We start from the raw sequence: 12152 nt of genomic DNA on the forward strand, positions 1-12152 counted from the left end.
GGTGGCTCACCAGGTCACCGGCAGGGCCTCGGGACCCCGGATCAGCGCGCCCTTCCTGAAGGGCACCTGCTCCGGCGGTACCGCCAGCTTCAGGCCCGGGACCCGGTCCAGCAGGGTGTCGACCAGCAGCTCCGACTCCAGTCGGGCGAGCTGGCCGCCCGGGCAGTAGTGCGGGCCGAACCCGAAGGACACATGCGGGTTCGGGCTGCGGGAGAAGTCGATGGTCTCCGGGTCTGGGAAGACGTCCGGGTCGCGGTTGGCGGCCAGGTAGGAGACGTAGACCGGGTCGCCCGCGCGGATGCGGTGCCCTCTGATCTCCACGTCCTCCAGGGCGATCCGGGACAGACCGACGGCGTTGCGGTGCGGGATGTAGCGCAGCAGTTCGTCGATGGCCCGCGGCCGGATCCCCGGATCGTCGCACAGCTGTTCGATCAGGTCGCGGCGGGTCAGCAACAGGTAGAACATCTGCCCGCTGTTGTTGGTGACCGCCTCGCCCCCGATCTGGAGGAGGACGGCGAGACCGACGGCCTCCTCCAGGGTGACCTCGCCCCGGCCCACCGCGGCGCCGAGCAGCGAGGTGACGTCCTCGGCCGTGCTGTTCTCGCGCTGAGCGATGAGACCGGAGAAGTAGGCGCTCATCTCCCGCTTGGCCTTCTCGCTGACCTCCCTGCCGTTCGAGGAGGACAGGATGAGCTGGGTCCCGGTGTGTAGCGTGTGCCGGTCGCCGGGCGGGACGCCCATCAGCTCGCAGATCACCGCGATCGGGAACGGGCTGAGGACCGCGGTGGTGAGATCGGCGGGCGGCCCGTCCTGCAGCAGCTCGTCGACCAGCTCGTCCAGTACGGCGCGCGCCTTGTCCCGCACCCGTTCCACGCCCTTCGCGGTGAACGCGGCGGCCACCGCGCGGCGCAGCCGGGTGTGGTCGGGCGGGTCGAGGAAGCCGACCGCGCCCCGGTCCGGGATGAAGTGCGGGGCGAGCCGGGTGACCTGCTGGTTCATGACCGCCTCACGGCTGAAGCGCGGGTCGTTGGCGACCATGCGCACATCGTCGTGCCGGGTCACCAGCCAGGCCCAGCCCTCGCCGTTGGGCAGCTGCACGCGGGTGACCGGTCCCTCGCGCATCAGCTCGGTCAGCACCGGGTCGAAGTCCGCGCCGCTCAGGTCGAGCGCCGGCCACTGCCGGACGGGGGGCGGTGTCCCGGTGAGCGTGGTCTGCGCGGTCATCGCGCGTCTCCGTCCGCGTTGACCCAGCGGCCCACCGTCATCTCGGCGGTGATGCCGGGACCGAACCCGGCGAGCAGACCGCGCGCCTGGTCCTCGGCGCCGCCCTCGTCGAACAGCCGGCGCAGCGCGTCCAGGACGACGGCGCTGGCGATGTTGCCGTACTCGGTGAGCGTGGCCCGGCTGAACCGGAAGGCGTGCGGCTCGACCTCCAGGAACTTGCTGAGGTCGTCGAGTATCCGGGGGCCGCCCGCGTGGATGATGTAGAAGTCCAGGTCGGACGCGTCCCAGCCGTGCAGTCCCGCCAGGTCTTTCAGCGCCGGGGCGAGTGGCTCCATGGTCGTGGGCACCCGCTTGTCCAGCAGGAAGTGGAAGCCGGTGGCCCGGACGTCGTACGCGATCCAGTCCTCCGTCTTCGGGATCAGGTAGGAGCCGTTGCGCTCCAGACGGACGCCCGTGCCGCCGTTCCCGCGGACCACGGCCGCGGCGATGCCGTCGCCGAACAGACCGTTGGAGAGCAGCGAGCCGACGCCGAGGTCGGTGGGCTGGTAGCACAGCGAGCAGAACTCGCAGGCCACGATGAGCGCGTTGGCGTTCGGGTAGGCCGAGCAGAAGTCGTGCGCCCGGTTGATCGCCGCACCGCCGGCCGCGCAGCCCAGCTGGGCCATGGGGAGCTGCCGGGTGGTGGAGTCGAAGTCCATCTCGTTGATCAGCCACGCCGTGAGCGAGGGCATCATGAAGCCCGTGCACGAGACGTAGATGATCACGTCGATGTCGCTGGTGAGCAGCTCCGCGTCGTCCAGCGCCCGCTGGATCACCGCGGGGACCCGGGCCTTGGCCTCGGCCTCGTAGAGCTTGTTGCGCTCCTCGAAGCCCGGGTGCTTCAGCGTTTCCTCGATGGGCTGCACGATGTGCCGGGTCTTGACGCCCGTGTTCTCGATGAGGCGCAGCGCGAGTGGCAGTTGAGGGTGGTCCGCGTGGCGGGAGCGCGCCAGCTCCAGCGTCTCCTCCATCGTGATCACGTGCTCCGGGACCGACACCGAAGGTCTGCACAAAGTCGCCATGAACCGTCCCTGCTTTCCGATTTCCGGAGGGCCTTCGCCGCCCGCCGGCCAGAAGGTGGTTCACCTCTGTGGGTGCTACGCCCACCGTCACCCAGGAGGACGACTATCTCGCGTTGGGTTACTCCGAATCGGTGACCCCGTGTCAGGCTCGAAGGGCGAATTCCACCGCCGTACGAGGGGAAAATCCATGACCACTGTTACGGCGCGGCAGCTGCTGGGGACGGCCATCCGAACCCTGGCCCCCGACCCGGCGGCCAATCCGCTGGTACCGCTGATCGAACGCGGCGAGGCCTCCCCGGCGGCCCTGGCCGCACTGGCCCTGGAGCAGCGGGAGGTGATCCCGGCCGACCGCCGCGCCTTCCAGCACCTCGCACAGCGCGCAGACCCGGCCTCCGCGGTCTTCTTCACCACCCTGGCGACGGGTGAGGAACTGGCGGCCGGTCACCTCGCGGCCTTCGCCGGGGCCTGCGGGGTGACGGCGGAACGCGCCGCGGGGTACGTCCCCCTCGCCGGCTGCCAGGCCTACCCCGCCTACGTCTCCTGGCTGGCCCTCAACGCCTCCCCGGGAGACGTCGTCCTGGCCCTCACGGCCAACTTCTCGGCCTGGGGCGGCTACTGCGCCCGCATCGCCTCCGGCCTGCGCACCCACTACGGCTTCCCGGACGAGGCCCGCGCCTTCTTCGACTTCTTCGCCGAGCCGGCTCCCGAGCTGGACGAACAGGCGACGGCGGCGGTCCAGGCGGCGCTGGACACCGGTGACCTGAACCTGGACCTGGCACACACGTACGGAAGCCTGCTGCAGCAGTACGAGAGCATGTTCTGGGCAACGCTCGGCACAGCGGTCTAAGGCGCCCCGCTGCTGTGCGCGATACACGCCACGTCGATGCGATCCGCGAGCTTGGCCAGCTCGATGGTCAAAGCAGCCACCGTGTCCTCGTCCAACCCCGGCTCCCCGCCATCGACCAGATGCAGCCACCGAGCGCCCACGGTCCGCAGCAGCTTACTCACGTCGGCCGCTGCCACCTGCAGGGCCCCACGGTCGTCCACGATCAGAGGCAGAGTCACTTCGCCGTTCACAAACCGGATGCTAGCCGCGCAGCGCTCACGCACCCTGCCAAACCGTGGTGATGTTGCAGAACTCGCGGATTCCGTGCCCGGACAGCTCACGCCCGTACCCGGACCGCTTGAGCCCGCCGAACGGGAACGCCGGATGGGAGGCGGTCATCCCGTTGACGAACACGGACCCGGCCTCCAGGTCGCGGCTGAACCGCTCCACCTCGCTCTCGTCCCGCGTCCACACATTGGAACTCAGCCCGAACGACGAGTCGTTGGCGATGAGCAGCGCCTCGTCCACATCGGCCGCCCGGTACAGCGTGGCCACCGGCCCGAACGCCTCCTCCCGGTGGATGCGCATCTCCCGGGTGATTCCGGCCAGCACGGTCGGCGGGTAGTACCAGCCCGGTCCGTCCGGCCGCTCGGCGCCGCACAGCACCTCGGCGCCACTGCGCTTCGCGTCGTCGACCAGCTCCTCCAGGTCGGTGCGCCCCTGCTCGCTGGAGAGCGGCCCGACCTCGGTGTCCTCCTCCAGCGGGTCACCGACCTTGAGCGCCCGCATGCCCGCGACGAACTTCTCGGCGAAGGCGTCGTAGACGTCGCTGTGCACGATGAACCGCTTGGCGGCGATACAGGACTGCCCGTTGTTCTGCACGCGCGCGGTCACCGCCACCTCGGCCGCCCGGTCCAGGTCGGCCGACGGCATCACCACGTACGGGTCGCTGCCGCCCAGCTCCAGCACCGTCTTCTTGATCATCTCGCCGGCGGTGGAGGCGACCGCCCGGCCCGCGGGCTCGCTGCCGGTCAGCGTCGCCGCCTTCACCCGTTCGTCGCGCAGGATGTCGTCCACCGCCGCCGATCCGATCAGCAGCGTCTGGAAGCAGCCCTCCGTGAAGCCCGCCCGGTGGAACAGGTCCTCCAGGTACAGGGCCGTCTGGGGGACGTTGGAGGAGTGCTTGAGCAGGCCCACGTTGCCCGCCATCAGCGCGGGCGCGGCGAACCGGATCACCTGCCACATCGGGAAGTTCCACGGCATCACCGCGAGCACGGGGCCCAACGGGCGGTAGCGCACCCGGACCCGGGAGGCGCCCGCATCGCGCACGTCCGACTCGGCGGGTTCCTCGTCGGCCAGCAGTCCCTCGGCGCGTTCGGCGTACCAGCGCATGGCCTTGGCGCACTTCGCGGCCTCCGCCCGTGCCTGCTTGATCGGCTTGCCCATCTCGGTGGTCATGACCCGGGCGATCTCCTGCTGGTCCTCGTCCAGCAGGTCGGCGGCCTTGTTCAGCAGGCGAGCGCGGTCGGCGAACGCGGTCGTCCGGTAGGTGCGGAACGTGGCCTCGGCGAGCTGGAGCCGGCGTTCCAGCTCCTCCTCGCCCATGGGCTCGTACGTCTTGAGCGTCTCGCCGTTCGCCGGGTTCACCGTCGCGATGGGCATGGCTGACCTCCCTGGGAGCGGGCTTGCTTCGACCTTCGCGCGCGGCAGGGCGCGGCGCAACGCGAAAGGCCCCCTTCAGCCCGAGTGCTCCGCCAGCCGGTCGAGAAACGCGGTCTGTGCCGCGATGACCAGCTCACGGGCGCGGTCCAGGCCGAACCACGCCACGCGGTCCAATTCCGGGAACTCCCGCACCCGGCCGGACCTCGGCGGCCACTCCATGGTGAAGCTGCCGGGGCGGAAGCCGGTGAGGTCCGGGTCCGCCTCGACGGCCCACGCGGTGACGATCTTGCCGTTCTTCTGCGCGACCTCGCCCAGCGGTACGGCCGTCCCGTCGGGCGGCGCCAGCCCCAGCTCCTCCCGGAACTCCCGCCGGGCGGCCTCCCACGCGGACTCGTCGGCTTCGTACTCGCCCTTGGGGACGGTCCACGCCCCCGCCTCCTTCTTCGCCCAGAAGGGACCACCCATGTGCCCCAGCAGGACCTCGATTCCCGCAGCGGTGTGCCGGAACAGCAGCAGTCCCGCGCTGCGCCTCGTCGCCCGCACCGTCACGGTGTGACCTCCGGGTGGGCCGCCAGCAGGGCCTCCACCGTGTCGGCCTCCTCGGGGCGCTTGTCCTCGCGGTAGCGGACCACGCGGGCGAAACGGAGGGTGACGCCGGCCGGATAGCGGGAGGAGCGCTGGAGGCCGTCGTAGGCGATCTCCACGACGAGTTCGGGGCGCACCCGTACCACCCAGCCGTTGTCCTCGACCGCGAGCTCCTGGAGCCGCTCGGTCTGCCAGGCGAGCATCGCGTCGGTCATGCCCTTGAAGGTCTTGCCGAGCATGGCGAAGCCGCCGTCGGGGTCGCGGGCGCCCAGATGGAGGTTGGAGAGCTTGCCCGTGCGCCGGCCGTGGCCCCACTCGGCGGCCAGCACCACCAGGTCGAGGGTGTGGACGGGCTTGACCTTCAGCCAGGCGGCGCCGCGCCGGCCCGCGCTGTAGGGCGCGTCCAGCGCCTTGACCACCACGCCCTCGTGACCGCGGGCCAGGGTGTCGGCGAGGAACCGTTCCGCCTCCGCGATGTCCGCCGGGCCGGAGGCGACGGTGCGGCGCACCCGCATCGGCTCGGGCACCAGCCGGGCCAGTTGTGCGTGCCGCTCGGCGAACGGGAGGTCCAGCAGGTCGGTGCCGTCGACCGAGAGGGCGTCGAAGAAGACGGGGGAGACCGGGACCTCTCCGGCCGCCTTCGCCACGTCCGTCCGGGAGCCGACCCGGCCCGCCGTCTCCTGGAAGGACCGGGGCCGGCCGGCCGCGTCGAAGGAGATCACCTCGCCGTCCAGGATGAACCGCTCGCCCCGCAACTCCCGGGCCGCGGCGGTCACTTCGGGCAGCCGGTCGGTGATGTCGTCCAGGGTGCGGGTGTGCACGCGGACCGTGTCGCCGTCCCGGTGGACCTGCACCCGGATGCCGTCCAGCTTCTCCTCCACCGCGCAGGCGCCCAGCTTCTCCACCGCCTCGGCGACCGAGGACGCGCTGTGCGCCAGCATCGGCAGGACGGGCCGGCCCACGGTGAGCCGGAACCGGTCCAGCGACCCGGGCCCCTCGGCGAGCAGGGCCTGGGCGACCGTCTGCAGCGACCCGGCGAGCATCACCGCCCGTCGTACGTCCGCCGCGTCGGCACCGGTCGCCCGGGCGAGACCCTCCACCGCGACCGCGTCCAGCGCGCCCTGCCGTACCTCGCCGGTGAGCAGACCGAGCAGGAAACGCTGTTCCTCCTCGGTGGCGGCGCCCATCAGCTCGCCGACGAGCCGGGCCCGCTCCGCCTGCGAGCCCGGGCCCGACACCTTGCCCAGCTCGCTGAGCAGCACGTCGACCTCGCGGACCGTGAGCGCGGGCCCGGCGGCCGGCGGCACCGGACGGCTCAGCACCTTCCAGCCGACGCCGAGCCGGCCCTGGGGCAGCCGTCCGGCCAGATACGGGATGACGATCGGCACGTCGTCCGCCTCCGCCTCCCGGAACAGCTCGGCGAGCAGCGCCGTCTTGCGGGACCGGGCCGCCGTCGCGGCGACCTCCTGGGACACCTGGGCGAGCCGGATCAGCAGCATGCAGTCATCGTGCTACGCGGGGCGCCGGAACACACCCGGTACGGCGGCGCCGGTCCGCACGCCCCGTGGCGGTTCGTCCGGCCGGCGAGGCGCGTTGCCGGGCGCGACGCCGCTGAGGCCGCTCCCGCGGTCCCCCGCGTTCGTGGTCGTGGACCGTGTCTCCTCCCGGAGGGGGTGCCCGCGGGGAGGGCCGGGTCACCATCAGCGCCTGGCGCGCACTCAGCGGCGGGGCCGCGAGCCCGCCGGTCGGCGGGTCGGGGGCCTCCTCGCCGTGCGGTACGGGCGGTGGACCGCCCGGCCGGCTCCGGGAGCGGCGGCATCTCGCCCCACAGTCCCACCACCGGCTGCCGGCCCCGCACCGCCCTGCGGCCCACCGGCGCGCCGCGAAGCCCGCGCCGTCCCGGCCCGCGCCCCCGACCCCGGTTCCGGTCGTGTGGCAACTTTCGTTCCTCTCGTCCGGTGGCGTGTCGGCGGTGCCGTGGAGCTTGGGCGGTCCGGCCCGGGTTCCCGATCTCGGTTCTGGTCGTGTGGCAACTTTCGTTCCTCTCGTCCGGTGGCGTGTCGGCGGTGCCGTGGAGCCTGAGGGGTCCGGCCCGGGTCGCCGATTCCGGTTCTGGCCGTGTGACCACTTTTGCCCCCTCTCTCGTCCGGTGGCGTGTCGGCGGTGCCGTGGAGCTTGGGCGGTCCGGCCCGGGTCGCCGATTCCGGTTCTGGCCGTGTGACCACCTCCGCCCCTCTCGTCCGGTGGCTTGCCGACTGTGCCGCGAAGCCCGCGCCGTCCCGGCCCGTGTCCCCGGCTCGGGTTCCGGTGGTGTGGCCACCTCCGCTTCCCCCGTCCGGCGGCTGCGGCATTGACAAAGGGGTTTGCCGAATCTGCAATGCCGGCATGAGTACCGACGACGTTCTCGCCGGAGTGGGTCCGAGGCTGCGGCGGATGCGCAAGGAGCGGGAGGTGACCCTGGCCGCGCTGTCCGAGGTCACCGGCATCTCCGTGAGCACCCTCTCCCGGCTGGAGTCCGGCCTGCGCAGACCCAGCCTCGAACTGCTGCTGCCGATCGCCCAGGCGCACCAGGTGCCGCTGGACGACCTGGTCGGCGCACCGCCGGTGGGGGACCCGCGGGTGCGGTCCAAGCCGATCACGCGGGGCGGCCGCACCCACTGGCCGCTGACCCGCCAGCCCGGCGGCCTGCAGGCCTTCAAGGTGCTGGAGCCGCAGCGCCGGCAGGAGCCGGATCCGCGCACCCACGAGGGCTACGAGTGGCTGTACGTGCTCTCGGGCCGGCTGCGGCTGGTCCTGGGCGAGCACGACGTGGTGCTGTCGGCGGGGGAGGCCGCCGAGTTCGACACGCACGTGCCGCACTGGTTCGGCTCGACGGGCGAGGGGCCGGTGGAGTTCCTGAGCCTGTTCGGGCCCCAGGGAGAGAGGATGCACGTACGGGCGCGGCCGGCGTCCGGGAAGTGACCCACCCGACGCGGGCCGGAGTCCGGCCGGCTGTTCCCTGAACGGCAAGCGACCGCTTAGTATGCAGTCGGACCCGGTCAGACGAAGCAGTCCCGTGGAGGCCCCGCATGCAGGCATGGCAAGTGCACGAGAACGGCGAGCCGAGCGAGGTGATGCGCCTGGCCGAGGTGGAGCGGCCCACACCCGGAGACGGTCAGGTGCTGCTGCGCGTACGCGCGGCCAACGTCAACTTCCCGGACGCGCTGCTGTGCCGCGGCCAGTACCAGGTGCGTCCGCCGCTGCCCTTCACGCCCGGCGTGGAGATCTGCGGCGAGACCGAGGACGGCCGTCGCGTGATCGCCAACCCCGCGCTGCCCCACGGCGGCTTCGCCGAGTACGCCCTCGCCGACGCACGCGCCCTGCTGCCCGCGCCCGAGTCGCTGGACGACGCCGAGGCCGCCGCGCTGCACATCGGCTACCAGACGGGCTGGTTCGGCCTGCACCGCCGGGCCCGCCTGGAGGCCGGGGAGACCCTGCTCGTGCACGCCGCCGCCGGCGGTGTCGGCAGCGCCGCCGTCCAGCTCGGCAAGGCGGCCGGCGCCACCGTCATCGGTGTGGTCGGCGGCGCGGACAAGGCCGCCGTGGCCCGCGAGCTGGGCTGTGACGTGGTCGTCGACCGCCACGCCGAGGACGTGATCGCGGCCGTGAAGGAGGCCACCGGCGGCCGGGGTGCCGACGTGATCTACGACCCCGTCGGCGGGGAGGCCTACGTCCAGTCCGCCAAGCTCGTCGCCTTCGAGGGCCGGATCGTCGTCGTCGGCTTCGCCAGCGGCACCATCCCGAGCCCCGCCCTCAACCACGCGCTGGTGAAGAACTACTCGATCCAGGGCCTGCACTGGGGCCTGTACAACACCAAGAACCCGAAGCTGATCCTGCAGTGCCACGAGCAGCTCACCGAGCTGGCCGCCCGGGGCGCGATCAAGCCGCTGGTGAGCGAGCGGGTGTCGCTGAGCGAGGCCGCCGTGGCCGTGCAGAAGGTGGCGGACGGCCGGTCGACCGGCCGGATCGCCGTGGTGAGGGAGGAAGCAGCATGACCGACGCCGAAGAACTGCGCCGCCGCACCCGGGAGTTGCTGGCCGCGCATCCCCCCGCGGACACCGACCGCCTGGACTTCCTGGGCGCCCGCTTCGACGCGGGCCTCGCCTGGGTCCACTACCCGCAGGGCCTCGGCGGTCTGGGCGCCCCGCGCTCCCTACAGGCCGTCGTCGACGCCGAGCTGGAGGCGGCCGGCGCCCCCGACAACGACCCCCGGCGCATCGGCATCGGCCTCGGCATGGCCGCGCCGACGATCCTCAAGTACGGCACGGACGAGCAGAAGCAGCGCTTCCTGCGCCCCCTGTGGACCGGCGAAGAGGTCTGGTGCCAGTTGTTCAGCGAACCGGGCGCCGGCTCCGACCTCGCCGCGCTGGGCACCCGGGCCGTCCGTGAGGGCGAGGACTGGGTCGTCAACGGACAGAAGGTCTGGACGTCCAGCGCACACGTCGCCCGCTGGGCCATCCTCATCGCCCGCACCGATCCGGACGTGCCCAAGCACGCCGGCATCACCTACTTCGTCTGCGACATGACCGACCCGGGCGTCGAGGTCCGGCCGCTGCGCCAGATCACCGGCGAGGCCGAGTTCAACGAGGTCTTCCTCACCGACGTCCGCATCCCCGACTCCCGCCGCCTCGGCGCGGTCGGCGACGGCTGGCGGGTCGCCCAGACGACGCTGATGAACGAGCGCGTCTCCATCGGCGGCATGGCTCTGCCCCGCGAGGGCGGCATGATCGGCCCGATCGCGCAGACCTGGCGCGAACGCCCCGAACTGCGCACCCACGAGCTGCACCAGCGGCTGCTGAAACTGTGGGTCGAGGCCGAGGTCTCCCGCCTCACCGCCGAACGCCTGCGCCAGCAACTCGTCGCCGGCCAGCCCGGCTACGAGGGCTCCGGCATGAAGCTCGCCTTCGCCCGCCTCAACCAGGAGATCAGCGGCCTGGAGGTGGAACTCCGCGGCGAGGAGGGCCTGGTGTACGACGACTGGACCATGCGCCGCCCCGAACTGGTCGACTTCACCGGCCGCGACGCCGGCTACCGCTATCTGCGCTCCAAGGGCAACAGCATCGAGGGCGGGACCAGCGAGGTCCTGCTGAACATCGTCGCCGAGCGGGTCCTCGGCCTGCCCGCCGAGCCGCGCACCGACAAGGACGTCGCATGGAAGGACCTGGCCCGATGACCGACCTGCTGTACTCGGAGGAGGAAGAGGCGCTGCGGGCCGCCGTACGGGACCTGCTCGCCGACCACTGCGACGCGCCCGGCGTCATCGCCCGCACCGAGTCCGACGCCCCGCACGACCTCGCGGCCTGGAAGGCACTCGCGGACGGCATGGGCCTCGCCGGCCTGCTGGTCCCCGAGGCGCAGGGCGGCCAAGGCGCCTCGGCCCGCGAGGTCGCCGTGGTCCTGGAGGAGCTGGGCCGAGCGGTCGCACCCGTGCCCTACCTCACCAGCGCGGTCGTGGCCACCGAGGCCCTGCTGGCCTCCGGCGACGAGGAACTGCTGGGACAGCTGGCCTCCGGCCGGACCATCGGCGCCCTCGCCGTGGGGCTGCACACGGCCCCGGATGCCGGGTGGAAGACCGTACGGCTGGAGAACGGCACCCTGCGCGGCGAGTTGACCGGCATCGCCGACGCGGCCGTCGCCGACGTCCTGCTCGTCCCGGCCGACGACGGCGGCCTGTACGCCGTCCCGGCCGACGCGGTGACGCTCACCCCGCAGGTCTCCCTGGACCTGACCCGGCCGCTGGCGACGGTACGGCTGGACGGCGTTCCCGGCCGCCGTGTCGGCGACGCGGAACCCGCCGTACGACGGGCCCTGAGGGCCGGCGCCGGACTGCTCGCCTCCGAGCAACTCGGCGTGGCGGACTGGGCGTTGACCGAGACGGTCCGCTATCTGAAGGAGCGCAAGCAGTTCAACCGGCCGGTCGGCGGCTTCCAGGCGATCAAGCACCGGCTCGCCCAGCTGTGGCTGGAGGTCGTCAACCTCCGGGCCGCGGCCCGCGCCGCCGCGGACGCGCTCGCCTCCGGCGAGGACACGGAGATCGCGGTCGCCGTCGCGCAGGCGTACGCCGCCTCCGTCGCCGTCCACGCCGCCGAGGAGGCGCTGCAACTGCACGGCGGGCTCGGCATGACCTGGGAGCACCCGGTCCATCTGTACCTCAAGCGGGCCAAGGCCGACTCGATCGCCTACGGGACGGCCGGTGCGCACCGCGAGGCGCTGGCCGGACTGATCGACCTGCAGGCCCCCTGAGGCACTCCCGCGGGAACCCGCCCCACCCGGGGCGGGCTCTTCCGCGCGTGGGCTCCGCCGCACGGTCTCCGGGCATGTGAACCGCGCGCCAACTCCCCGTAAGACGCCCTCCTTCGCGTGGCGGGTGCACGCATACCCCCTTCGCTACGCACGCGGCCGCGTCCGCCCCGGACCGGTCACCGCCGTCATCTCCGACGCCCGCACCACCGCGTGACACCACACGTTTGGGGGACACGTCAGCCACCCGAACAAACCCTCCGCTACGCCACACTTGCGGCCGAACGCCGCTCAAGGGGCGTGGCGGAGGAGGTTCGCGATGGCCATTTCCATCTCTGTGGTGCTGCTGCTGCTGATCATTGCCGTGATCTTCGTGCGCAACGGCGCCTTGAAGATGTCCCACGCCCTGGTCTGCATGCTGCTCGGCTTCTTCCTGGCCGGCACGAGCATGGCGCCCACCATCAGCAGTGGGCTCACCACGACCGCCGAGCTGGTGAGCAGCCTGCGGCCCTGAA

12 protein-coding genes are annotated in these 12152 nt (G+C 72.3%); 6 read left to right on the forward strand and 6 right to left on the reverse strand.

What is annotated here, in order from left to right:
• Positions 1–6: 6 nt before the first annotated feature.
• Both IO33_RS0103860 and IO33_RS0103865 read right to left on the reverse strand, forming a co-directional pair.
• A complete protein-coding gene (locus IO33_RS0103860) occupies positions 7–1224 on the reverse strand; it encodes a cytochrome P450 (RefSeq protein WP_031160181.1) in 1218 nt (405 codons plus the stop codon).
• Complete coding sequence (locus tag IO33_RS0103865) at positions 1221–2285, reverse strand: type III polyketide synthase (protein ID WP_031160184.1); 1065 nt, start codon at positions 2283–2285, stop codon at positions 1221–1223. Before IO33_RS0103865 ends, IO33_RS0103860 begins: the two co-directional genes overlap by 4 nt.
• 187 nt (positions 2286–2472) lie before the next feature.
• Here IO33_RS0103865 and IO33_RS0103870 point away from each other — a divergent pair, with 187 nt between their 5' ends.
• A complete protein-coding gene (locus tag IO33_RS0103870; RefSeq protein ID WP_037684873.1) occupies positions 2473–3132 on the forward strand; it encodes a transcriptional regulator in 660 nt (219 codons plus the stop codon).
• Here IO33_RS0103870 and IO33_RS0103875 read toward each other — a convergent pair.
• The 4 genes from IO33_RS0103875 to IO33_RS0103890 form a co-directional block, all read right to left on the reverse strand.
• Positions 3129–3362: a DUF6213 family protein gene (locus tag IO33_RS0103875; RefSeq protein ID WP_031160188.1), complete on the reverse strand. Its 234-nt coding sequence runs from the start codon at positions 3360–3362 to the stop codon at positions 3129–3131. The genes IO33_RS0103870 and IO33_RS0103875 overlap by 4 nt on opposite strands.
• Positions 3363–3387: 25 nt before the next feature.
• Positions 3388–4773: an NADP-dependent succinic semialdehyde dehydrogenase gene (locus IO33_RS0103880; protein ID WP_031160190.1), complete on the reverse strand. Its 1386-nt coding sequence runs from the start codon at positions 4771–4773 to the stop codon at positions 3388–3390.
• A 75-nt stretch (positions 4774–4848) separates the two neighbouring features.
• Positions 4849–5322, reverse strand: a complete 474-nt coding sequence (locus IO33_RS0103885) for an NUDIX hydrolase (RefSeq protein ID WP_031160192.1) — start codon at positions 5320–5322, stop codon at positions 4849–4851.
• Complete coding sequence (locus IO33_RS0103890; RefSeq protein ID WP_031160195.1) at positions 5319–6857, reverse strand: ATP-dependent DNA ligase; 1539 nt, start codon at positions 6855–6857, stop codon at positions 5319–5321. The genes IO33_RS0103885 and IO33_RS0103890 overlap by 4 nt, the downstream gene beginning before the upstream one ends.
• Before the next feature lie 886 nt (positions 6858–7743).
• Here IO33_RS0103890 and IO33_RS0103895 point away from each other — a divergent pair.
• The 5 genes from IO33_RS0103895 (at position 7744) to IO33_RS0103915 (ending at position 12151) form a co-directional block, all read left to right on the forward strand.
• On the forward strand, positions 7744–8319 hold the full coding sequence (locus tag IO33_RS0103895; protein WP_031160197.1) for a helix-turn-helix domain-containing protein: 576 nt from the start codon (positions 7744–7746) through the stop codon (positions 8317–8319).
• 107 nt (positions 8320–8426) lie between these two features.
• Entirely contained in the window at positions 8427–9392 is a 966-nt protein-coding gene (locus IO33_RS0103900) for an NADPH:quinone oxidoreductase family protein (RefSeq protein ID WP_031160198.1), read from the forward strand.
• Positions 9389–10570, forward strand: a complete 1182-nt coding sequence (locus IO33_RS0103905) for an acyl-CoA dehydrogenase family protein (RefSeq protein WP_031160201.1) — start codon at positions 9389–9391, stop codon at positions 10568–10570. The genes IO33_RS0103900 and IO33_RS0103905 overlap by 4 nt, the downstream gene beginning before the upstream one ends.
• Complete coding sequence (locus tag IO33_RS0103910; protein ID WP_031160203.1) at positions 10567–11640, forward strand: acyl-CoA dehydrogenase family protein; 1074 nt, start codon at positions 10567–10569, stop codon at positions 11638–11640. Before IO33_RS0103905 ends, IO33_RS0103910 begins: the two co-directional genes overlap by 4 nt.
• 316 nt (positions 11641–11956) lie before the next feature.
• The gene (locus IO33_RS0103915; RefSeq protein WP_031160206.1) at positions 11957–12151 is read left to right on the forward strand and encodes a hypothetical protein; all 195 of its coding nucleotides are present in this window, start codon (positions 11957–11959) and stop codon (positions 12149–12151) included.
• The last annotated feature ends 1 nt before the right edge of the window (position 12152 follow it).

It is taken from the genome of Streptomyces durhamensis, assembly GCF_000725475.1.
Taxonomy (GTDB): domain Bacteria; phylum Actinomycetota; class Actinomycetes; order Streptomycetales; family Streptomycetaceae; genus Streptomyces; species Streptomyces filipinensis.

What these genes read in the sequence shown, in the direction of transcription:
- IO33_RS0103860 (WP_031160181.1), bottom strand. Translation starts at nt 1,224, where the DNA reads ATGACCGCGCAGACCACGCTCACCGGGACACCGCCCCCCGTCCGGCAG.
- IO33_RS0103865 (WP_031160184.1), bottom strand. Translation starts at nt 2,285, where the DNA reads ATGGCGACTTTGTGCAGACCTTCGGTGTCGGTCCCGGAGCACGTGATC.
- IO33_RS0103870 (WP_037684873.1), top strand. Translation starts at nt 2,473, where the DNA reads ATGACCACTGTTACGGCGCGGCAGCTGCTGGGGACGGCCATCCGAACC.
- IO33_RS0103880 (WP_031160190.1), bottom strand. Translation starts at nt 4,773, where the DNA reads ATGCCCATCGCGACGGTGAACCCGGCGAACGGCGAGACGCTCAAGACG.
- IO33_RS0103890 (WP_031160195.1), bottom strand. Translation starts at nt 6,857, where the DNA reads ATGCTGCTGATCCGGCTCGCCCAGGTGTCCCAGGAGGTCGCCGCGACG.
- IO33_RS0103895 (WP_031160197.1), top strand. Translation starts at nt 7,744, where the DNA reads ATGAGTACCGACGACGTTCTCGCCGGAGTGGGTCCGAGGCTGCGGCGG.
- IO33_RS0103900 (WP_031160198.1), top strand. Translation starts at nt 8,427, where the DNA reads ATGCAGGCATGGCAAGTGCACGAGAACGGCGAGCCGAGCGAGGTGATG.
- IO33_RS0103905 (WP_031160201.1), top strand. Translation starts at nt 9,389, where the DNA reads ATGACCGACGCCGAAGAACTGCGCCGCCGCACCCGGGAGTTGCTGGCC.
- IO33_RS0103910 (WP_031160203.1), top strand. Translation starts at nt 10,567, where the DNA reads ATGACCGACCTGCTGTACTCGGAGGAGGAAGAGGCGCTGCGGGCCGCC.
- IO33_RS0103915 (WP_031160206.1), top strand. Translation starts at nt 11,957, where the DNA reads ATGGCCATTTCCATCTCTGTGGTGCTGCTGCTGCTGATCATTGCCGTG.